At 71.1% G+C, this 21,275-nt stretch carries 21 protein-coding genes and 1 tRNA gene; 17 read left to right on the top strand and 5 right to left on the bottom strand.

Features of this window, described 5'->3' with window-relative positions; all coding sequences use genetic code 11:
* Nucleotides 1–33: 33 nt before the first annotated feature.
* From ACI2JZ_RS05350 to ACI2JZ_RS05335, 4 genes are all read left to right on the top strand, one after another.
* Entirely contained in the window at nt 34–1,200 is a 1,167-nt protein-coding gene (locus ACI2JZ_RS05350; RefSeq protein WP_404596757.1) for a Na+/H+ antiporter NhaA, read from the top strand.
* A gap of 34 nt (nt 1,201–1,234) precedes the next feature.
* Nucleotides 1,235–1,894 carry a MazG family protein gene (locus tag ACI2JZ_RS05345; protein ID WP_404596756.1) on the top strand — a complete coding sequence of 220 codons (660 nt, stop codon included), beginning with the start codon at nt 1,235–1,237 and terminating at the stop codon, nt 1,892–1,894.
* Nucleotides 1,895–2,025: 131 nt separating this feature from the next.
* On the top strand, nt 2,026–3,291 hold the full coding sequence (hisS, locus tag ACI2JZ_RS05340; RefSeq protein ID WP_404596782.1) for a histidine--tRNA ligase: 1,266 nt from the start codon (nt 2,026–2,028) through the stop codon (nt 3,289–3,291).
* 58 nt (nt 3,292–3,349) lie between these two features.
* Complete coding sequence (locus ACI2JZ_RS05335) at nt 3,350–4,162, top strand: SGNH/GDSL hydrolase family protein (RefSeq protein ID WP_404596755.1); 813 nt, start codon at nt 3,350–3,352, stop codon at nt 4,160–4,162.
* An 11-nt stretch (nt 4,163–4,173) separates the two neighbouring features.
* Here the strand turns inward: ACI2JZ_RS05335 and ACI2JZ_RS05330 are convergent, their stop codons facing one another.
* Nucleotides 4,174–5,439 (bottom strand): APC family permease, encoded by a 1,266-nt coding sequence (locus ACI2JZ_RS05330; protein ID WP_404596754.1) that lies wholly within the window; start codon nt 5,437–5,439, stop codon nt 4,174–4,176.
* Nucleotides 5,440–5,482: 43 nt separating this feature from the next.
* Nucleotides 5,483–5,953 (bottom strand): PaaI family thioesterase, encoded by a 471-nt coding sequence (locus ACI2JZ_RS05325; RefSeq protein WP_404596753.1) that lies wholly within the window; start codon nt 5,951–5,953, stop codon nt 5,483–5,485.
* 101 nt (nt 5,954–6,054) lie between these two features.
* Between ACI2JZ_RS05325 and ACI2JZ_RS05320 the strand changes: the two genes are divergently transcribed.
* The 10 genes from ACI2JZ_RS05320 to ACI2JZ_RS05275 all read left to right on the top strand — a co-directional run bounded on the left by ACI2JZ_RS05320 (nt 6,055) and on the right by ACI2JZ_RS05275 (nt 15,641).
* On the top strand, nt 6,055–6,444 hold the full coding sequence (locus ACI2JZ_RS05320; RefSeq protein ID WP_247623034.1) for a GntR family transcriptional regulator: 390 nt from the start codon (nt 6,055–6,057) through the stop codon (nt 6,442–6,444).
* A complete protein-coding gene (locus tag ACI2JZ_RS05315) occupies nt 6,441–7,475 on the top strand; it encodes a DUF1648 domain-containing protein (protein ID WP_404596752.1) in 1,035 nt (344 codons plus the stop codon). The genes ACI2JZ_RS05320 and ACI2JZ_RS05315 overlap by 4 nt, the downstream gene beginning before the upstream one ends.
* Entirely contained in the window at nt 7,475–8,449 is a 975-nt protein-coding gene (locus ACI2JZ_RS05310) for a lysostaphin resistance A-like protein (RefSeq protein WP_404596751.1), read from the top strand. The genes ACI2JZ_RS05315 and ACI2JZ_RS05310 overlap by 1 nt, the downstream gene beginning before the upstream one ends.
* Before the next feature lie 31 nt (nt 8,450–8,480).
* Complete coding sequence (locus ACI2JZ_RS05305; RefSeq protein WP_404596750.1) at nt 8,481–9,140, top strand: O-methyltransferase; 660 nt, start codon at nt 8,481–8,483, stop codon at nt 9,138–9,140.
* A gap of 116 nt (nt 9,141–9,256) precedes the next feature.
* Nucleotides 9,257–10,537 carry a phosphopyruvate hydratase gene (gene eno / locus ACI2JZ_RS05300; protein WP_247623030.1) on the top strand — a complete coding sequence of 427 codons (1,281 nt, stop codon included), beginning with the start codon at nt 9,257–9,259 and terminating at the stop codon, nt 10,535–10,537.
* 100 nt (nt 10,538–10,637) lie between these two features.
* Complete coding sequence (locus tag ACI2JZ_RS05295; RefSeq protein ID WP_404596749.1) at nt 10,638–11,111, top strand: septum formation initiator family protein; 474 nt, start codon at nt 10,638–10,640, stop codon at nt 11,109–11,111.
* 46 nt (nt 11,112–11,157) lie between these two features.
* Nucleotides 11,158–11,700 (top strand): DUF501 domain-containing protein, encoded by a 543-nt coding sequence (locus tag ACI2JZ_RS05290; protein WP_247623028.1) that lies wholly within the window; start codon nt 11,158–11,160, stop codon nt 11,698–11,700.
* Nucleotides 11,697–13,019 (top strand): S8 family serine peptidase, encoded by a 1,323-nt coding sequence (locus tag ACI2JZ_RS05285; protein WP_404596748.1) that lies wholly within the window; start codon nt 11,697–11,699, stop codon nt 13,017–13,019. Before ACI2JZ_RS05290 ends, ACI2JZ_RS05285 begins: the two co-directional genes overlap by 4 nt.
* Before the next feature lie 38 nt (nt 13,020–13,057).
* On the top strand, nt 13,058–14,569 hold the full coding sequence (locus ACI2JZ_RS05280) for an NAD(P)/FAD-dependent oxidoreductase (protein ID WP_404596747.1): 1,512 nt from the start codon (nt 13,058–13,060) through the stop codon (nt 14,567–14,569).
* Nucleotides 14,570–14,855: 286 nt separating this feature from the next.
* Complete coding sequence (locus ACI2JZ_RS05275; RefSeq protein ID WP_404596746.1) at nt 14,856–15,641, top strand: cation-transporting ATPase; 786 nt, start codon at nt 14,856–14,858, stop codon at nt 15,639–15,641.
* 17 nt (nt 15,642–15,658) lie between these two features.
* Here the strand turns inward: ACI2JZ_RS05275 and ACI2JZ_RS05270 are convergent.
* Nucleotides 15,659–15,731: transfer RNA gene (locus ACI2JZ_RS05270), tRNA-Leu, on the bottom strand.
* A gap of 88 nt (nt 15,732–15,819) precedes the next feature.
* On the opposite strand from ACI2JZ_RS05270, the gene ACI2JZ_RS05265 reads away from it, so the two are divergent.
* From ACI2JZ_RS05265 to ACI2JZ_RS05255, 3 genes are all read left to right on the top strand, one after another.
* The gene (locus ACI2JZ_RS05265; RefSeq protein WP_404596745.1) at nt 15,820–17,067 is read left to right on the top strand and encodes an alanine racemase; all 1,248 of its coding nucleotides are present in this window, start codon (nt 15,820–15,822) and stop codon (nt 17,065–17,067) included.
* Nucleotides 17,064–18,377 carry a D-arabinono-1,4-lactone oxidase gene (locus tag ACI2JZ_RS05260; protein ID WP_404596744.1) on the top strand — a complete coding sequence of 438 codons (1,314 nt, stop codon included), beginning with the start codon at nt 17,064–17,066 and terminating at the stop codon, nt 18,375–18,377. Before ACI2JZ_RS05265 ends, ACI2JZ_RS05260 begins: the two co-directional genes overlap by 4 nt.
* A gap of 91 nt (nt 18,378–18,468) precedes the next feature.
* Nucleotides 18,469–19,035, top strand: a complete 567-nt coding sequence (locus ACI2JZ_RS05255) for a LemA family protein (RefSeq protein WP_247623022.1) — start codon at nt 18,469–18,471, stop codon at nt 19,033–19,035.
* A gap of 33 nt (nt 19,036–19,068) precedes the next feature.
* Here the strand turns inward: ACI2JZ_RS05255 and ACI2JZ_RS05250 are convergent, their stop codons facing one another.
* Complete coding sequence (locus tag ACI2JZ_RS05250; protein WP_404596743.1) at nt 19,069–20,022, bottom strand: hypothetical protein; 954 nt, start codon at nt 20,020–20,022, stop codon at nt 19,069–19,071.
* Complete coding sequence (locus tag ACI2JZ_RS05245) at nt 20,019–21,275, bottom strand: winged helix-turn-helix domain-containing protein (protein ID WP_404596742.1); 1,257 nt, start codon at nt 21,273–21,275, stop codon at nt 20,019–20,021. The genes ACI2JZ_RS05250 and ACI2JZ_RS05245 overlap by 4 nt, the downstream gene beginning before the upstream one ends.

The raw sequence follows: 21,275 nt of genomic DNA, 5'->3' as shown, positions 1-21,275 counted from the left end.
TGCGACACCGGTGCGCCGCCTAGCATGAGGGGGATGCGCATCTCGGTGAACCCCCTTCGCGGGCAGCAGTTCCCGGCCGTCCTCCTGCTGGTGGCAGCGGGGCTCGGCCTCCTTCTCGCGAATCTGCCGACGCACGATCCGATCGCCGCGGCGCTCGACGTGCATCTCGCGGTGCCGGGCACGAGCCTCGACCTCTCCCTCGCGCACTGGGTGTCGGACGGTCTGCTCGCCGTCTTCTTCTTCGTGGTGGCGATCGAGCTGCGGCACGAGCTCACCCATGGCGAGCTCGACTCGCCCCGCAAGGCCCTCCAGCCCGCCATCGCGGCGACGGGCGGAGTGCTCGTGCCGATCGCGATCTACCTGCTGATCGCGGGTGACGGAGCGACGGCATCCGGCTGGCCGATCCCCACGGCCACCGACATCGCGTTCGCGCTCGGAGTGCTGGCGATGTTCGGACGGGGCCTGCCGTCGACCGTGCGGGTGTTCCTGCTCGCCCTCGCGATCCTCGACGACATCATCGGCATCGTCTTCATCGCGGTGCTGTTCGCCCACGACGTGCAGTGGGTGCTGCTCGCCGCAGCGGTCGTCGCGGTCGCGGTCTTCTGGGTGCTGAGCAGGTGGCTCGGTGCGACCGGGCACGCGGGCATCGCCGTGCTCATGGTGCTGGTCGGCATCCTCTGTTGGGGTCTGGTCGCGGCCTCCGGCATCCACGCCACGATCGCCGGGGTGATGCTGGGCCTGGTGATGGCGCCGACCCCCGCCGGACGTTCTCGTCATGCGCTCGAGCCCACGGTCAACGGCGCGATCCTCCCGCTGTTCGCGTTCGTCGCCGCGTTCGTGGTGATCCCCGCCGTCTCCCCGACGCAGCTGTCCCCGGCATTCTGGGCGATCGTGGTCGCCCTGCCGATCGGCAAACTCGTCGGCATCGGTCTGTTCGGCTGGCTCGCGATGCGCATCCGACCGCGCGGGACGGCGCCCGCGCTGGTGCTGCCCGACATCCTGGCCGCCGGCGCCCTCGGCGGCATCGGCTTCACGGTCTCGCTGTTGCTCGCGAACCTCGCGTTCGCGTCAGACGACGGCATCCGCGACCAGGCGATCCTCGGCGTCCTGGTGGGGTCCCTCCTTTCGCTCCTCTTCTCGGGGGTGGTCGTGTCGGCGCGAGCGCGGCACTATCGTCGGATCGCAGCGGCGTCGTCCTGACACCCGAGAGGCCGCACCGAGTGAAGGAGAATCCATGACCGCGCAGGCCTCGGACCACGGCGACGGATCTCCCCGCGATTCCCTCCGCGCGGCGGCCGACACCATGCGCGCCGTGCGCGAGCGCTGCGTGTGGTCGCAGCGGATCACGCACCACGACCTCGTGCCGTACCTCATCGAGGAGTCTCACGAGGTGATCGACGCGGTCGAGAGCGGCACGCGCGACGACCTGCGCGAGGAGCTCGGAGACCTGCTGTGGCAGGTGCTCTTCCACGCCGCGATCGCCGCGCAGGACCCCGACGACCCCTTCGACATCGACGACGTGGCCGACACCCTCACCGAGAAGATGGTGCGGCGGCATCCGCACGTCTTCGCGGGCGAGACCGCGACCACGCCCGAAGAAGTGCTCGTGCATTGGAACGCCGCGAAGGCGGCCGAGAAGCGCACGCGCACGAGCGTGCTCGACGGGGTGCCCCGGGGGATGCCGGCGCTGGCGCTCGCGCAGAAGCTCGCCGGTCGCGCGGCCGGCGCAGGGATCGATGCGCCGGTGGCCGACGGTCCGTCGAGCGAGGCCGAACTCGGAGAGGCTCTCCTCGCCCTCGTGGGGCGCGCACGCGCCGAGGGCTGGGACGCCGAGCGGGCGCTGCGCGAACGGCTCCGCGTCCTCGAGCAGGACGTACGGTCCGCCGAGGGCTGAGCGGCGCTGGGTCGCCGAGTCGCCCGGGGTCGCTGAGTCTCCCCGGGGTCGCCGAGCCTGTCGAAGCGTCCCAGGCCTCGCAGCAGACCTGGAAAGATGGAGTCGTGGCTACTGTGAACCCGCCGCGCGGCATGCGCGACATCCTCCCCGCCGACAAGGCCCGCCGTGAGCGCGTGCTCTCCGTCATCCGCGAGCGCTACCGGGCGCACGGATTCGACGAGATCGAGACGCCCGTCGTCGAGGAGTACGCGCGTCTGCACGCCGGCATCGGCGGCGACAACGAGAAGCTCGCCTACAACGTGCTGCGCCGCGGACTCGACGCCGATGCCATCCGCGCGGCCGCCGACGACCCGGCCGCGCTGTCCGACCTCGGGCTGCGCTACGACCTGACCGTGCCGCTCGCGCGCTTCTACGCGAGCAACCGGGCGCAGCTCCCCGCTGTCTTCCGCTCGATCCAGATCGGCGCGGTCTGGCGGGCCGAGCGTCCCCAGAAGGGGCGCTACCGCCAGTTCGTGCAGTGCGACATCGACATCATGGGCGACGACTCCTCGCGTGCCGAGGCCGAGCTCATGGTCGCGTCGCTCGACGCCGTCGACGCTCTGGGGCTGGACGGCGCGACGGTGCGCATCAACGACCGTCGCGTGCTCGACTGGATGCTCGAGAGCTTCGGTTTCGCCGCGGACGAGCGTCCCGGCGTGCTCATCACGATCGACAAGCTCGACAAGATCGGACCCGACGGCGTCGCCGCCGAACTGCACGAGCGGGCCGCGACCCCGGGCGCCGTCGACGCGTTCGAGGCATTCCTGCGTCGCCCGCAGACCCGCGAGTACCTGCCCTACGGCGAGGCGCAGATCCGCAAGGCGCTGCCCGCGGACGCCCCCGACGTGATCGTCGATCACCTGGTGGGCATCGGCGAGGCCGTCGCGGTCGGCCGCGCGTCCGAGGCGACGGATGCCGCCGGCATCCCGCTCGTGTTCGATCCGTTCCTCGTGCGCGGCATGGGCTATTACACCGGCACGATCTTCGAGCTCGCGCACCCCTCCGTCAGCTATTCGCTGGGCGGTGGCGGTCGCTACGACGGCATGATCGGTCGCTTCCTCGGGCAGCAGGTGCCGGCGGTGGGCTTCTCGCTCGGGTTCGAGCGCCTCGTCGACCTCGTGACGGCTGGCGGCGACGACCGTGAGGAGTCGATCGTGCTGGTGCACGACGCCGACGTCCCGGTCGCCGAACTTCTCGCGCACAAGACCGCACTGATCGCCGAGGGCGCGCGCGTGCGTCTCGAGCGTCGCCCGAAGAACCTCAAGGCGCTGCTCGAGCGGGCGTCCGCCGACGGCTTCACATCGTTCGCCACGGTGTCGGCCGGGGCGGCCTCGCTGGAGCGCAAGCCGCTCGCCTGACGGTCGGCTCCGCGCCCGCGTTCACGCGGCGTTCACGTCACCGCGGTCGAATCGGGGCATGGGACGAACACGCCTCCCCATCCTCCTCGGCGCCACCGCCCTGACCGCGGGCTTCGCGGTCGGCGGGCGGGTTCTCCTCACGCGCCAGGCGGCGATCGCTCGGCGCCGGATCGGCAAGCCGCTGGGCGAGGACTCGCTGGATGCGGACCGCATCTGGCGACGCTCGCTCGACGGTGAGCCGATCGAACTCCTCGTGCTCGGCGACTCGCTCGCCGCGGGCCTCGGTGCGGCGCGGCGCAAGGAGACCCTCGGCGGACGCATCGCCAAGGGCCTGGCCGTTCGTCTGCACCGCCCGGTGCGGTTGCGCACCGCCGCGATCGTCGGCTCGGAGTCGCCGGATCTCGACGCGCAGCTCGACGGTCTCGCGGCGGGCTACCGGCCCGATGTCGCGGTGATCGTGGTGGGGGGAAACGACGTGACGCATCGTCTTCCGGTCGCGACATCGGTGCGGCATCTCGATGCGGCCGTCCGGCGGCTGCGGGCGCTGGGCACGGAGGTGGTGGTGGGCACCTGTCCCGATCTGGGATCGCTGCGACCGGTGCCGCAGCCGCTGCGTCGGATCGTGTCGAGCCTGTCGCGGCGGCTCGCGGTCGCGCAGACGGATGCCGCGCGCCTCGCCGGCGCCGAGCCCGTCGACCTGCGCCGATCGGTCGGTCCGATGTTCTTCGACGAGCCGGAGCGGATGTTCAGCCTCGACAGATTCCACCCCAGCGCCCTCGGCTACCGCCGGACGGCCGAGGCCCTGCTGCCGGCGGTCTGCCGAGGAGCGCAGCGGTCGGTCAGGGCGCGTCCTCACTCGGCGTCGCGCTGAACGAGGCGGCCCTACCGGTCGGATGCCGGGGGCTGAGCGCGAGGTCCGCTTCTGCGCCGGGCACGCAGCCGGATCGCTCGTCCGCCCACGCCGATGATCACGACGGCCGTGCCGATGAGCGACGCCAGCACGGGGAGCGTGTTCACGAGCATCAGGCACCCGAGCGCGCCGACGACCTGCAGTGCGCGGGGGAACCGCCGGGCAGCTCGCTCCTGCCGGAACGCCGCGGCGTTCGCGATCAGGTAGTACAGCAGCACTCCGAACGACGAGAATCCGATCGCGCCGCGCAGATCGGCCACCAGGACGATGCCGATCACGACCACGCCGATCGTGATCTCGGCGCGACGGGGCACCTGCCAGCGGGGATCGACCTTCGCGAGCACCGCGGGAAGGTCGTGTTCGCGCGCCATCGCGAGGGTCGTGCGCCCGATGCCCGTGAGCAGTGCCAGGAGCGCCCCGAGCGATGCGGTCGCCGCCGCGACGCGCACCACGGGCGCGAGCCACTCCGTGCCGGTCGCCGTGAGCACATCGACCAGCGGGGCGGGGCTGGTCGCGGCATCCGCTCCCAGTGTGAGCATCACGACGGCCGCGACCGCGCCGTAGACGACGACCGCGCCGCCGAGCGCGAGCAGGATCGCGCGGGGGATCGTGCGCGCGGGATCCACGACCTCCTCGCCCATCGTCGCGATGCGGGCGTACCCGGCGAACGCGAAGAAGAGCAGCCCGGCACCCTGCAGCACGCCATATGCCGTCGCATCGGGGAGCGCAGGGGCAGGGATGGCGGGCGATGCGCCGAACCCCGCAGCGACGACGATCGTCAGCCCGATCAGCGAGAGCACCACCAGGATGCGGGTGACCAGTGCCGTGCGCGTCACGCCGAAGCAGTTCACCGCGACGAGGGCGGCGACGGCCACCGCCGCGACGAGCGTCTCCCACCCCGCGGGGGCGGCGTAGGCGGCGAAGGTCATCGCCATGGCCGCGCAGCTCGCGATCTTGCCGATCACGAAGCTCCACCCGGCGACGAACCCCCACCAGGGACCGATCTCGGCGCGGGCGTACGCGTAGGTCCCCCCCGCGACGGGGTGGGAGGCGGCGAGCTGGGCGGAGGCGGTGGCGTTCGCGTAGGCGACGATCGCGGCGATCGCCAGGGCGACGGGCAGCCCGGCGCCGGCGACGCCGATCGCGGGCGCCCAGACCGAGAAGACCCCCGCTCCGATCATCGAGCCGAGACCGATGAAGACGGCATCGGCGAGTCTCAGTCGGCGGGCGAGGGGCATCCCGTCATCGTCGCATCGATCGGTGAACGGCGGGTGACCCGCGTCAGCGGCGGGCCTCGGCGACCCGCTTCTTCTCGCGGATGTAGACCTCGCGCCGCACGCGGGCCACGACATCCCCGTCGCGATCGGTGATCACGGTCTCGAACCACTCGAGCACCTTCCCACCGCCGTGCGCCTTGCGCCGGATGTCTTCGGCGCGCGCCTTCGACACCGCGAACTCGGCGGTCAGCACTCCGCGTCCCGGCTTGATCAGATCGATCTCGCCGCGGGTGTCCCACACGACGTAGTCCCGGCCGAGCTGGTGCATCACGAGCATGAAGAAGTACGGGTCGGTCATCGCCGACATCGATCCGCCGAACGCCGTCTTGACGTAGTTGCGGGTGAAGACGTTGACGTGCAGCTCGACGGTCGCGTGGGTCCAGTCGTCGCTGAAGCGACGGACGCGGATGCCGCTGAACAGGTTCGGGGCCCACAGGCTCATTCCGATCGCGAGGCGGCGGGGAGTGATGCGCATGGCGCCAGTGTGGCCGAGCGTGTCCGCCGGACGAAGTTCGCTGGAGGATTGCGACAGTTGTTATAGTTCTCCTATAATTAATAGAGAAACGAGGAGGCGAGATGCTCATCAGGGTCGACATCGACAGCACGCGGCCGCTGTACGACCAGGTCGCCGCGTCCGTGCGGGCCGACATCCTCTCGGGAACCCTTCGCCCCGGCGACCGGCTTCCCTCCGCGAAGGAGGTCGCAGCGGCCCTCGACATCAACCAGCACACCGTGCTGCACGCGTATCAGGGGCTCCGCGACGAGGGGCTCCTCGATCTGCGTCGGGGGAGGGGCGCGGTCGTCGCCGCCTCGGCCGCCCCGCTCGCCGAACTCGCGAGCGATGTCGCCGAGCTGGTGCAGCGCGCCGCCCGGCTCGGCGTCTCCTCCGACACGCTCGCCGCACTGATCCGCTCCCACCGCGCCGGTACGCCCGGCACCGCAGGCCCCGAGGAGGTGGCCCCATGACCACGCACCCATCCGCGCAGGCATCCGAGAGCCGTCGCGCCCGCGCGGCGTTCCTCGCCGTCGGTGTCGCCCTTCCCGTCGCGCTCGTGGCGATCGGCTCCGCCGTGATCGCCGCGTGGCTGCCCACTCTGCCCGACCCCGTCGTCATCCACTGGGGAACCACCGGCGCCGACGGGTTCGCCGCGCCGACCGCATACTTCTGGTTGCTCCTCGCGGTCGGTCTCGTGCTGCCGCTCGCGCTCGCGCTCACCTCCTTCGGAGCATCGCGCGGCAGGTGGGGAGCGACCACGCGACTGATGGGCGGCTTCGCCGCCGGACTCTCGGCGTTCGCGCTCACGCTGTGCCTCGGGTCGCTCGCGCTGCAGCGCGGACTGGCCGATGCGGCCGACACCCCCGACGTCGGGCTCGTCCTCCTGCTCGCGTTCGTCGTGCTGGCCGCGGGAACGGTCGCGGGGTGGGCCGTGCAGCCGCGCGTCATCGACGAGGCGGCGGGCGTCCTCGAACCCCGGCTCGCGGTGCGGGTGGCCGACGGCGAACGGGTGGTCTGGCTCGGCACGACGACGATGCCGCGCGCGGCGCTGCTGTCGATGGCGGGGGTCACGCTCCTCCTCGCCGTGATCGCGGCCTACATGCTCGCGGCGGGTGCCTCGGGCGGGTGGGTCACCGCGATCAGCGTGATCGTGGTGGGCGGTGCGCTCGCCGTCACCTCCGCGTTCCGCGTGCGCATCACGCCGTCGGGGTTCGCCGCGCGGTCTCTGCTCGGGTGGCCGCGGGCGGTGATCCCGATCGAACGGATCGTCTCGGCGCGCGCCGTCGACATCTCTCCGTTCGGGGACTTCGGGGGCTGGGGATGGCGGATCGCGGTCGACGGCCGTACGGGGATCGTGATGCATCGGGGCGCCGCGATCGAGATCGCACGCCGTGACCGCAAGCCCTTCATCGTCACGATCGACGGCGCCGAAGAAGCCGCCGCGCTCCTCCAGGCCTACGCCGAGCGCCATGCATCCGACAGCGAACGAGAGGCCTCCTGATGACCGCTGCACGCCCCTCCCTTCCCCGACGCGTTCCGTGGAGCGCGGTGATCGTGTTCGTCGCGCTCGCCTGCGGCCTCGCCTGGCTCGTGGCGCTGCCGCTGTGGCTCGGCGCGGGGCTCGCCTCGCCGCTCACCCCGGTGCTGCTGCCGGTGATGATGTTCACGCCGGCGGTCGCCGTACTCATCGTGACCTTCGCGCTCAGGGTCCCCGCCCCGGGCGGTCGCGCCCGGTTCCTCGGACTCTGGCCGCTCCGCCCGGCGAAGCGCGTCGTCTGGCTGATGGTGGCGGGATGGCTCGTTCCGCCCGTCCTCGTGGCGCTCACGATCCTCGTCGCCGCCGCACTCGGGTTCGTGCAGATCGACCTCGCCTTCGGCGGATTCGCCGCCCAGATCGCCGCCGCTCTCCCGCCCGGCACCCCGATGCCGCCGATCGAGCTGTTGGTCGTCGCGCAGTTCGCGATGATCCCGGCCGGCGCCCTCCTCAACAGCGTCCTCGCGTTCGGCGAGGAGCTCGGGTGGCGGGGATGGCTCCTCCCGGCCCTGCGACCGCTGGGCACGTGGCCGGCGCTCCTCCTCAGCGGAGCGATCTGGGGACTGTGGCACAGCCCGGTCATCCTGCTCGGGTACAACTTCGGCCGGATCGACTTCTCGGGCGTGCTGCTCATGGTCGCCGGATGCATCGCGTGGGGCATCCTGCTCGGGTGGCTGCGCCTGCGGTCGGCATCGCTCTGGCCCGCGGTCCTGGCGCACGGAGCGCTCAACGCCGCCGCCGGGCTCGTGCTGGTCGTCGCCGCTTCCGCACCCGACATGGCGCTGGCCGGCCCCCTGGGGGTCGCGGCCTGGATCGTGATCGCCGTCGTGGTGCTCGTGCTCGTCGTGACCGGCCAGTTCCGCCATCAGCCCGAGCTCGCCGACGGGCACGGCCGACTGCTCTCGGTACCGCGCGAGGGGGCGGTGAACCCACCCTCTTGACGGTGTCGGGCTCGGCGGGTTGGCTGAGGCCATGGAATCCACACCGCAGACCTGGTCGGACGCCGACGTCTACCTCGCCGACACCCTCGTCGGGCACGACGATGCCCTGGAGGCCGCGCTCGTCGCGCAGCGCGCGGCGGGCCTCCCCGAGATCGAGGTCGCGCCTGTCGGCGGCAAGCTCCTGCACCTCCTCGCCCGCATCAGCGGTGCGCGCCGGGTGCTCGAGATCGGCACGCTCGGCGGGTATTCGACGATCTGGTTGGCACGAGCGGTCGGTCCCGAGGGGCGCGTCGTGACCGTCGAGGCCGAGGCGGCGAATGCGGCCGTCGCGCGGGCGAGCATCGACGCCGCCGGGGTGGGGGAGCAGGTCGACATCCGGATCGGCCGCGGCGCGGACGTCCTGCCGACCCTCGTCGGCGGGTTCGACCTCGTCTTCATCGACGCCGACAAGGAGTCGAACACGATCTACCTCGACTGGGCGGCGAAGCTCGGTCACCCCGGCACCGTGATCGTGCTCGACAACATCGGCCGCGAGGGCGAGATCGTGCGCGCGGACTCGACCGATCCGAAGGTGATCGGCACGCGCGAAGGACTGCGGATGCTCGGAACCGATCCGCGATTCGACGCGACCGCGCTGCAGACCGTCGGCATCAAGGGTTGGGACGGCGTGGCGATCGCCCTGGTCGTCTGACGTTCGGCTGCTGTTCGCCCCGGGAGGGCTTCGAGGCGTCGGAGGGGGCGGGCTAGACTGGGCGACGGATCGAAGACGCTCCACATCACTCTTCCCCCTGAACAAGGAGCACATCAGTGGCACTGATCGAGGCTGTAGGCGCACGTGAGATTCTCGACTCGCGCGGAAACCCGACCGTCGAGGTGGAGGTGCTCCTCGACGACGGCATCGTCCAGCGTGCCGCCGTTCCCTCCGGTGCCTCCACGGGTGCGTTCGAGGCGTACGAGCTGCGCGACGGAGACAAGAGCCGCTACGGCGGCAAGGGCGTGCTGAAGGCCGTCGAGGCCATCATCGACGAGCTCGGTCCGGCCCTCGAGGGTGTCGAGGCGAGCGAGCAGCGCATCGTCGACGAGATCCTCATCGAGGTCGACGGCACCGAGAACAAGAAGCGCGTCGGCGCGAACGCCATCCTCGGCGTCAGCCTCGCCGTGGCGAAGGCCGCCGCCGACTCGGCCGACCTGCCGCTGTTCCGCTACCTCGGCGGACCGAACGCTCATGTCCTGCCCGTCCCGCTGTTCAACGTCATCAACGGTGGCGAGCACGCCGACAACGGCATCGACATGCAGGAGTTCTTCCTCGCGCCGATCGGTGCCGAGACCTACTCGGAGTCCCTGCGCTGGGGCGTCGAGACCTACCACGTGCTGCGCAGCGAGCTGAAGGCCGCCGGTTACGCCACTGGCCTCGGCGACGAGGGCGGCTTCGCCCCCGACCTGCCCAGCAACCGCGAGGGCCTCGACTTCCTCGTCAAGGCGATCGAGAAGGCCGGCTTCACGCCGGGCCGCGACATCGCGCTCGGGCTCGACGTCGCCGCGACCGAGTTCTTCACCGACGGCGTCTACCGCCTCGACAACAAGGACTGGGACGCCGAGGCGCTCACCGAGTACTACGTCGGCCTCGTCAACGACTTCCCGATCGTCACGATCGAGGACGCCCTCGCCGAGGACGACTGGGACAACTGGAAGCACCTCACCGAGGCGCTCGGGTCGAAGGTGCAGCTCGTCGGCGACGACCTGTTCGTGACGAACCCGGCCCGTCTCGCCGACGGCATCAAGCGCGGCGTCGCCAACTCGCTGCTGGTCAAGGTCAACCAGATCGGAACGCTCACCGAGACGTTCGACGCGGTCAGCCTCGCGCAGCGCTCGGGCTACACGGCGATGCTCTCGCACCGTTCGGGCGAGACCGAGGACACCACGATCGCCGACCTGGTCGTCGCGACGAACGCGGGTCAGATCAAGGCGGGTGCGCCTGCTCGCAGCGAGCGCGTCGCGAAGTACAATCAGCTTCTGCGCATCGAAGAGGAACTGGGCGATGCGGCGGTCTTCGCCGGCCGCTCGGCGTTCCCGCGCTACCAGGGCTGATCGCAGCTGAGACATCGATGAAGGAGGAGCCGTGGTACGACGACCGGCTCCTCCTTCGGCGTCTCCGGGGCAGTCCGCGACGGCATCCGGAAAGGCTTCCGTGACCACGCCCGCGTCGCGCCGTCGTCGCGGGGCCGAGGCGAAGGTCGACGTGCGGGAGTGGGCCGCCGGCATCCGTCTCTCGGCGTTCTCGGTCATCATGCTGTCGCTCGTGGTGCTGGGTGCCTGGGTGCTCGTGCCGACGCTCGGCACGTTCATCGACCAGCGGCAGAAGATCGCTGCCCTCGAGGCTTCGGTGCAGGTCAGCGAGGAGCAGATCGCCGAACTCGAGCAGGAGCGCGAACGCTGGGACGACCCGGCGTACATCACGACGCAGGCGCGTGAGCGCCTCTACTACGTCAAGCCGGGCGAGGTCGTCTTCCTCATCGACAACGACCTCGACGCCACCGACCTCCCGCGCGCGCAGGAGCCGGTGAGCGACACGCTCGAGGAGAAGCCGGCCGACTGGATGCCGCAGCTCCTGCGCACCCTGGTGTCGAGCGGTCTGAGCGACACCGCCGCCGTCGCGCAGTGACCGGCGCTCCGAGCATCCTCTCGGCAGCCTCCCCTACGCTGGTGGGGTGACCACGCCGCCTTTCCCCGCGCCCACCGCCGCCGAGCTCGCCGTCGTGACGGCCCAGCTCGGGCGCCCCGTCCGCGGAGTCGTCGGCATCGCCGCGCGCTGTGCCTGCGGCAACCCGACGGTCGTCTCCACGACGCCCCGCCTGCCCGACGGAACCCCGTTCCCGACGTTCTACTACCTGACGCATCCGGCGGCGACGGCCGCGATGTCGACGCTCGAGGCCACGCAGGTGATGCCCGAGCTCGCCGCGCTCCTCGAGACCGATGACGACGTGGCCGCCGGCTACCTCGCCGCGCACCGGGCGTATCTCGCCGACCGTGCGCAGTTCGGCGAGGTCGCCGAGATCGACGGCATCTCCGCCGGGGGAATGCCGACGCGCGTGAAGTGCCTGCATGCACTGGCCGGGCACGCGCTCGCGGCAGGCCCGGGAGTCAACCCGATCGGCGATCTCGCCCTCGCCCGCTCGAGTTGGTCGCCCGAGGTGTGCCGCTGCGATGCGCCCGGAGCGGCGCTCCGCGACGAGACGGATCCGTCGGCGTGACGGTCCGGCGGACGCTGCGCACCACCGCCGCGGCGGCGCTGGTGGCGGTGTCCGTCCTGCTCCTGGGCGCGACGGCGACCCCCACTCCAACTCCGGGGCCGGGCACCGGTCCCGTGCCCGACGATCCCTCCGATCCGGTGCGGGCGCAGGAGTACTGGCTCGACGGCGCACGGATTCGCGAAGCCTGGCAGACAACGCGTGGAGAAGGCGTCACGATCGCGGTGATCGACACCGGCATCGGCAAGGTGCCCGAGGCCTTCGGCGACGCGGTCATCGGCGGCACCGACGTGTCGGGAACCGGATCGCCCGACGGCCGCACCGCGTTGGGCGCGGTCGACGGCAACCACGGCTCCTGGGTCGCGTCGCTCGCGGCCGCCCGAGGTGCCGCCGACGGCACCGGCATGATCGGGGTCGCCCCCGAAGCGAATCTGCTGTCGATCTCGGTCGGCTTCGGGGCAGCGGCCGCCGTGCCCTTCAGCGAGCAGGTCGCCGAGGCGATGCGCTGGGCGGTCGATCACGGCGCCGACGTGATCAACCTCTCCTTCACCACGAACACGCTCGACTGGGACGAGAGCTGGGACGACGCGTTCCTCTACGCCTTCGACCACGATGTCGTCGTGGTGGTCGCCGCCGGCAACCGGGGGAGCGGCACGAGCATCATCGGTGCTCCCGCAACCATCCCGGGCGTGCTCACGGTCGGCGGCGTCGATCAGACCGGCACGGCCAGCGTCGAGGCGTCGACGCAGGGCATCACGATCGGCATCTCGGCGCCGAGCGAGGGGCTGCTGGGCATCTCGGCCGACGGCAAGCTCGCCTCCTGGAACGGCACCAGCGGCGCAGCACCGATCGTCGCGGGCATCGCCGCGCTGATCCGGTCGGCCCACCCCGACATCCAGGCCATCGACGTGATCAACCGCATCATCAAGACCGCGATCCCGGTGCCCGGTGTCACCGACGTCCCCGATCCGCTCTACGGATACGGACTCGTGGATGCCGCGGCGGCGATCTCCGCCGATCTCCCCTCGGTCGACAAGAACCCGATGGGAGATCTCGCCGAGTGGGTGCGGCTCTATCGCCGGGCCGCGGCGGCCGATCCCGAGCCGGAACCCGAGGCGACGCCGGTGGAGGTTCCCCCGCTCCCCGCCGCCGACGCACCGACCGAACCGGGTTCCCCGCTCCTTCCCAGCGCCGATTCACTGCGCTACGGTACCCTGCCGCTCGTCGCACTCACAGTCCCTGGTATCCTGGTGGGGCTTGGCGTCACCGCAGCTGCCCGGCGCATCCGATCGGCGCGCGTTCGACGTACGCCACATTCCTGACTCCGAGGAGTTGTCCCCCTGTGCCTCAGAACAGCACTGTGCCCAAGATTCTGATCGTCGGTGGAGGCTACGCAGGCTTCTACAGCGCATGGAAGCTCGAGAAGCACCTGCGCAAGGGCGAAGCCGACGTCACCATGGTCGACCCGCTGCCGTACATGACGTACCAGCCGTTCCTGCCCGAGGTCGCCGCAGGTTCGATCGAGGCGCGTCACTCGGTCGTCGCGCACCGTCGCCACCTCAAGCGCACGAACGTGATCACCGCCAAGGTGACGAACATCAACCACGCCGAGAAGGTCGCCACGATCACGCCGCCGTCGGGTGAGCCGTACGAGTTCGCCTACGACCAGATCGTCGTCACCGCCGGTGCCGTGTCGCGCACGTTCCCGATCCCGGGCATCGCCGACAACGCGATCGGCCTCAAGACGATCGAAGAGGCCGTCGCGATCCGCGACCGCGTCATGTCGAACTTCGACAAGGCCGCGTCGCTGCCCGCCGGCCCCGAGCGCGACCGCCTGCTGACCGTCGTCGTCGTCGGTGGCGGGTTCGCCGGCATCGAGGTGTTCGCCGAGCTGCGCTCGCTCGCCTCGTCCCTCGTCGGCAAGTACCCGCAGCTGAGCTTCGAGGACACCCACTTCCACCTCATCGAGGCGATGGGCCGCATCATGCCCGAGGTCTCGCTGCCGACCAGCGAGTGGGTGCTCAAGGACCTCGCCAAGCGCGGCGCCAACGTGCACCTCGACACGCAGCTCACGAGCGCGGTCGACGGCAACGTCGAGCTGTCGACCGGTGAGGTCATTCCGACCGACGTGATCGTCTGGACCGCCGGTGTCATGGCGAACCCGACCGTCGTGCGCGGCGGCGACCTGCCCGTCGAGGAGCGCGGCCGCATCCAGACCCGCGCTGACCTGCGCGTCGGAACCCCGGAGGCCTTCGTCGAGGGCGCCTGGGCTGCCGGTGACGTCTCGGCCGTCCCCGACCTCTCGGGCGGTGGCGTCGGCGGCTTCTGCGTGCCGAACGCGCAGCACGCCGTGCGTCAGGCCAAGCTGCTCGCGAAGAACCTCGTGGCCGTCCTCCGTGGTGAGGACCCCAAGGAGTACTTCCACAAGAACCTGGGTGCCGTCGCCGGTCTCGGCCTCTACAACGGTGTGTTCCAGTCCGGGAAGATCGCGCTCAAGGGCTTCGTCGCCTGGGTCGCGCACCGTGGCTACCACGGGCTCGCGATGCCGACGTGGGAGCGCAAGTGGCGCGTGCTGTGGGGCTGGTGGAACAACCTGTGGCTCGGTCGCGACATCGTGAACCTGCAGACCGTGCAGAACCCGCGCTACGTCTTCGAAGAGTTCGCCGCTCGTCCGCGTCCGGCCGCTCCGGCCGCAGCGCCCGCCGCCGAGACGGCTCCGGCCAAGACGGATGCCGCGGCCGAGAAGGCCGAGAAGGCTCCGGCTGACAAGGCTCCGGCTGACAAGGCTCCGGCGAAGAAGGCTCCGGCCAAGAAGCCCGCCGCGAAGAAGCCGGCTGCCGAGAAGGCCGCCGAGCCCGCCGCAGCGAAGTAATCCGCGCCATCGAACGCCCCGACTCCCGCCCGGAGTCGGGGCGTTCGTGCGTCAGCCCGTATTCGCACGGGGCTCATAGGTGCGATCGCTACTCTCGAGCATGCAAGGGGAGTACTCCCGTCTGCGGTGGTGTCGTCATTACGGACATGTCGATGTGTCCCGGCCCACCGGCCCCGTCCGGGGTGGAGGAGACCTGGCGTCCGCCGTCGCGGACAGCCGTGGATCCCTCGTCTCCTCCCGTCGTGGCTCCCGTGGTCGTCCGCACACGACCCGAAGGAATCGCATCATGGGAAAGCTCTCCCGCCTCATCGGAATGGCCACGCAGGCGCTCGACCTCGACTCCGGTGATCGCCGCCGGGATCAGGCCGCGCCGCAGACCGCGGCTCCGCGACAGCCGGCGCGCGGCCACGACCCCTACTCGCCGCCGACCGCGCCGGGAGCGTATGCCCCCGCTCCGCGCGCCGGCGCCGCGGCCTCCGACGCCGACCGCGCGGCGATCGCGCGCTACGACTACCTGATGCAGACCGCCGACCCGCAGCGCATCGAGCAGATGCATCGCGAGGCTTTCGAGCGCCTCACGCCGGCGCAGCGTGCGCAGATCGAGGACCGCATGCGCGCGGAGCTCCCTCCGCACGAGCGCCCGGCGTCCGCGTCGGCCGACAACCTCGCCCGGGCGGCCGGCCGAGCCGAGGCGGCGAAGCCCGGACGGATGCGGGGGCTGCTCTCGCGCGTCCGCGGCGGCGGACGCGGGCTCGGCGCGGCGGGTGCCGTCGGTGGCGCAGCGGTCGGTGTGCTCGGGGCGGTCGCGGGCGGGGCGGTGCTCAGCACCGTCGCCGGCCCGCTGCTCGACCAGGCGGCGAGCCTGGGTGTCGACTTCACCGCCCTCGCCGAGGGCGTCGATCTCGAGGCGATCGCGGCCGGCGTCGACGTCGAGGGGCTCGCGGGCGCGGCTGAGGGCGTCGTCGGTTCGGCCGGCGAGGCGGTCAGCGGGCTGGGCGAGACGGCGAGCGGCTGGGGGGACAAGCTCGGGGAGCTCGGGCTTCCCGACATCCGCGATCTCTTCGGGCGGTGATCCGCGACCACGAGGAGTGCCCCCGCTGGGACTCGAACCCAGACTGAAGCGATTTTAAGTCGCCTGCCTCTGCCATTGGGCTACGGGGGCCTCGTCGTGGCCAGCCTATCGAAGCCTTCGCGTGCGATCCGGTCCCGCGACCCGTGACCCTGAGTCCGAGAAGCCGTAGGGTGGGGGAGTGCTCGACCTCACAGCCGAACTGAGCCCCGATCCGCACCGCACCGGGGTGTCCCCCGAGTGGGAGGACCCCGCCAGGTACTGGCCGCGCCTGTCGGCCGTGACCGCGCATCTGCCGGCCCCCGTGGCCGTGATCGATCGCGACGCGCTCCGCTACAACGCGATGGACATGCTCGTCCGCGCGGGGGGTCTGCCGATCCGGGTCGCGTCGAAGTCGGTGCGCGTGCGCGCCGTGCTCGACGCGGTGCTGGCTCTTCCGGGCTACCGGGGCATCCTCGCCTTCACGCTCGCCGAGGCGCTGTGGCTGGCCGAGACGCACGACGACATCGTCATCGGCTATCCCACGGTCGACCGGGTCGCACTCGCGCGACTCTTCGCCGACGAGCAGGCGGCCCGGCGCGTCACCCTGATGGTCGATGACCCTGCGCACCTCGATTTCATCGACAGCGTCGCCGGTCCCGGTCATCGGCCGGAGGTCCGCGTCGCGATCGACGTCGACGCGTCGTGGCGCTCGGCCCTGCTCGGTCACATCGGGGTTCGCCGCTCGGCCCTCTTCAGTGCGGGTGAGGTCGCGGCGTTCGCCCGCGAAGTGGCGGCACGCCCCGGGTTCCGGCTGGTCGGGTTGCAGATGTACGACGCCCAGATCGCCGGGCAGGGCGACGACGCAGGGTCGGATGCTCCGCTCATCCGTCTCGTCCAGGCGCGTTCCCGGGCCGAGCTGCGGGAACGGCGGGCCGCCATCGTCTCGGCGGTCGCCGAGGTCGCCCATCTCGACTTCCTCAACGGCGGCGGCACGGGTTCGCTCGAGTTCACGGCGAGTGACGAATCGCTCACCGAGGCGAGCGCCGGGAGCGGTCTTCTCGGGGGCCACCTCTTCGACGGGTACCGCTCGTTCCGACCCGCACCGGCCTCCGCGTTCGCGTTCGACGTCGTGCGACGCCCCGCCGCCGACATCGCCACCGTTCTCGGCGGGGGATGGATCGCGTCGGGTCCGCCCGTCGCCTCCCGTCAGCCCCGACCGGTGTGGCCGGAGGGTCTGCGCACCCTGCCGCGCGAAGCCGCGGGCGAGGTGCAGACGCCGTTGCAGGGCCCGGCTGCCGCCTCGCTCGGTGTCGGCGACCGCGTCTGGTTCCGGCACGCGAAGAGCGGCGAACCGGCGGAGCGCATCGATCGCTATCAGCTCGTCTCGGGCGACGAGATCGTCGACGAGCTTCCCACCTATCGCGGCGAAGGAAAGGCGTTCCTGTGACGAGAATCGGCGGCACCTGGCAGAACTGGGGGCGGTCGGCATCCGTCAAGCCCGTCCGTGTCGAGCGCCCGCGCACGCCCGAAGGGGTGCAGCGCGCCGTCGTGGCCGCCGCCTCGCAGGGGCTGACGATCAAGGCCGTCGGCGCCGGGCACAGTTTCACCGGGATCGCGGTCGCCCCGGGCGTGCTGCTCGAGCTCGACGATCTGCAGGGCCTGGTGTCGGCGGACGCCACGACCGGCCGCGTGACCCTGCTCGCCGGCACTCGTCTGCACCGCATCCCCGGTCTGCTCGCCCCGTTCGGCCTCGCGATGGAGAACCTGGGCGACATCGACCGGCAGTCGATCTCCGGGGCGATCTCCACGGGAACGCACGGCACGGGTACCGGTTTCGGGGGACTCGCAACGCAGGTCGTCGGCGTCACACTGGTGACCGCCGCGGGCGAGTTCCTCCGGGTCGACGACGAGCAGAACAGCGATCTGCTTCCGGCCGTCGCTCTCGGACTCGGAGCCCTCGGGGTCCTCGTCGAGGTGACGCTGCAGTGCGTTCCCGCCTTCGTACTGCACGCCGTCGATGCGCCGGCCCCGCTCGCAGATGTGCTCGCGACGCTCCACGATCGCGCGGCGGCATCGGATCACTTCGAGTTCTACTGGTTCCCGCACACCGACGTCGCGCTCACGAAGCGGCAGACCCGTCTCGACGAGTCGGCAGTGCGCAAGCCGCTCCCTCTCTTCGGCAAGTGGGTCGACGAGTCGCTGCTCTCGAACGGCGTCTACCGCGCGGTGTGCGCCGCGGGCCAGGTGGTGCCCGCGGTCACGCCCCCGTTCAGCCGCCTCGCCGTCAAGCTCACGGGCGATCGGGAGTACACCGACCGCTCGCACCGGGTGCTCACGCAGTCGCGCAACGTGCGCTTCCGCGAGATGGAGTACGCCGTGCCGGCGGAGCGGATCGTTCCGGTGTTCCGCGCCGTGCAGGCGCTGATCGCCCAGCGCGGATGGCGCATCGAGTTTCCGCTCGAGGTGCGGTTCGCGGCGGAGGACGACCGCTGGTTGTCGACGGCCTACGGGAGAGCCAGCGCCTACATCGCCGTGCACCGCTACTGGCGGGCCGACCCGACGGAGTACTTCGAGGCGGTCGAGCAGATCATGCACGAGCACGGCGGGCGCCCGCACTGGGGGAAGCTGCACACACTGAACGCCGATCAGCTGCGTGAGCGGTATCCCCGATTCGACGATTTCGTCGCGCTGCGCGACCGGCTCGACCCCGATCGGCTCTTCCGCAATCGGTATCTCGATCGCGTTCTCGGAGCCTGAACGCATTCACAGGTCCGAGACGCGTCATGCCCAGTCCACGTGCAGGCGCGGTGGATAGGATGAGAGAAACACGAGGAAGGGTGGGCCTCTGATGGAATGGCTCGTGCCGGTACTGATCATCGTCGGCGTGATTCTGCTGGTCGGCATCTATCTGTGGGCCACGTACAACTCGCTGGTTCAGTTGAACGTCCGCGTCGATGAGGCATGGAGCGGCATCACCGTCCAGCTCAAGCGTCGAGCCGACCTCATCCCCAACCTCATCGAGACCGTCAAGGGCTATGCCTCGCACGAGAAGGCCGTCTTCGAGAACGTGACCCGTGCGCGCGCCGAGACGCTCTCCGCGAGCGGGCCCGGTGCGGCCGGCATCGCCGAGGGCCACCTGCAGCAGGCATTGCGCAGCCTGTTCGCCGTCGCCGAGGCGTACCCGCAGCTGCAGGCCAGCACGAACTTCCTCCAGGTGCAGCAGGCTCTCGTCGACACCGAAGACAAGATCCAGGCTGCGCGCCGGTTCTACAACGGCGGTGTGCGCGAGCTCAACACCAAGATCAAGGTTTTCCCGAACAACCTCTTCGCCAAGGGCCTGGGATTCACCGAGCGCGAGTTCTTCGAGGTCGCTGACAGCGGAGCGATCTCCGAGCCGCCGCGCGTCCAGTTCTGATCGCGTTCCGCATTCCGCTTTCGTGAATGACCCTCACCACACGGTGAGGGTCATCTCGTTTCCGGCGAACGTCACGTCTCCCCGCACCGCCCAGTCCTCGCTGCGATAGGTGGTCGTGCGCGAACCGCCGTCGCGGGCGGTGCCGGTGAGGGTCGCCACGAGCTCCCCGCCGCTCGCGGTGAAGCTCGCGCCGTCGTCGGCGAGCATCACGGTCGGCATCGTGTCGATGCGGAATGCGACGTCGTCGACCGTGCGGAACTCGGTGCCCCAGGGGATGCGGATGCCGCAGCCGTCGGCCGGGAGGGCCGTCTCTGCCGCGCATGCCTCGAGGAGTTCGTCGAGTCGCTGCTGCGCCGCTTCCGTCGCCTCGGGTCGCAGCGACGTCTCGACCTCGACGTCGTCGGCCGCGCCCGGAAGCGCCACGACGTCGATCGACCCCGACAGGTACGCGGTCGGCGCGGCCGCGACCGTGTAGACGGCGGGGACGAGGAAGAGCGCCTCGGAGGCATCGAGCACCGTGCCTTCGATCGCAACGGCCGTACCCGCGGTCGTCGAGACCGTCACCTCGGCGAGGCCCGATCCGTCCGGGACCCACCGACCGTCGGAACGGGTGAGAGCGAGGTCGGCGTCGTGCTCGGCATCACCCAGCACGAACGACACGTGCGCCACCGCGCTCGATCCCGTCTCCTCCACCGAGACCACGGTGGCCTCGGAGACGAGCGAATGCGCGCCGTCGAACGCCTGGAGCGCCTCGTCCGAGACGTCGATCCCGGTGGCCTGCACCGCCGCGGCGTCGCCGGACTCGAGCGCCCGGAGGTACGCGTGCGCGGCCTCGTCGGCCGAGCCCGCCCGCGACTGCGCCTGCCAGATCACGATGCCCGCACCGACGAGGAGCACGGCGACGATCGCGGCGACGAGCCATACCCAGGGCCGAGTGCTCCTGCGTCGTGGGCTCGGGTGCCAATCCGTCGTGCTCCGGTCGGTCATCCGTCCGTCTCCCGAGCGTGAACGTGCCGGCGAACGACGCCGCCGAGGGCATGCAGCGCTCCGTGGATCGCGTCGGACGCATCGCCCCAGCCCGACACCGATACGTGCTCGAGCCGCTGCCAGGCGGCGGCGAGAGCGAGTTCGCGGGCGATCGGTTCGGCGTCTTCGGGGCGGGCCTGCGGCTCCCACCAGGCCGACTGTACCTGCAGCGTGGACGTGGAACGGTCGGCCTTGAGATCGACGCGGGCCACGATGCGGTCGCCGACGAGCACGGGCAACGAGTAGTAGCCGTAGCGACGTTTCTCGGCCGGGACGTAGATCTCGATGCGGTAGTCGAGGTCGAAGGTGCGCAGCGCTCGATCGCGGAACCACACGACGGGATCGAACGGGGTGAGCAGTGCGGCGCTCCCGAGGGCGCGGGGCAGGACGCTGTCCCGATGCCGCCAGGCGGGGAGGGGGCGCCCGCCGCGCTCCCATCCGCGAACCCGTACGGGGAGGAGCTCCCCGGCATCCGAGAGATCGGCGATCGCCTGGGAGACCGCAGCGCGGTCGCGGATGCGGTAATAGTCGGCGAGATCGGACTGCGTCGCGACGCCGGACGAACGTGCGGCGCGGCGCACGAGCTCGCGGATCGCATCGGAGCGGGGAATCGTCCGGGCGCGCACATCGGCGGGGATCACGTGCTCGGCAAGAGCGTAGGTGCGCTCGAATCCCTTGCGACCGCTGATCGCCACGTCGCCCGTGCGCCAGAGGTGCTCGAGGGCGAGTTTGACGTCGTCCCAGTCCCACCACGTCCCTCGCTCGCGCGGTGCATCTTCGCGCAGGTCCACCGGCCGCAGCGGGCCGCGGGCGCGCAATTCATCCTGCACCCAGGTCAGGGTGCGCGCGTTCTGGCTCATCCAGGACTCGTCGCCCGACCAGCGTCGGCGGAAGTCGTCCATCCGGAACTGCCAGAGCGGCCAGTCCTCGATCGGGATGAACGTCGCCTCGTGGGCGAGGTACTCGACGTAGTGAGTGGTGCGTGAGAGGAACACGCGGTCGAGGAGGGCCGGCTCGTAGGCGCCCAGACGGGAGAACAGGGGCATGTAGTGCGACCGGGCGAAGACGTTGACGGAGTCGATCTGCAGCACACCGAGTCGCTCCATCGCCCGGTGCACGTGCCGCGAGGAGACGTCTTTCGGGCGCGCACGTGTGAACCCCTGGGCGGCGAGGGCGATGCGCCGCGCCTGAGCGGCGCTGAGGGTTTCGGTCAC

The organism is Microbacterium sp. NPDC087868 (assembly GCF_044900755.1).
Lineage (GTDB): Bacteria > Actinomycetota > Actinomycetes > Actinomycetales > Microbacteriaceae > Microbacterium > Microbacterium galbinum.
The sequence above is the reverse complement of the archived record's forward strand: the minus strand, read 5'-3'. Positions and strand labels throughout refer to the sequence as shown.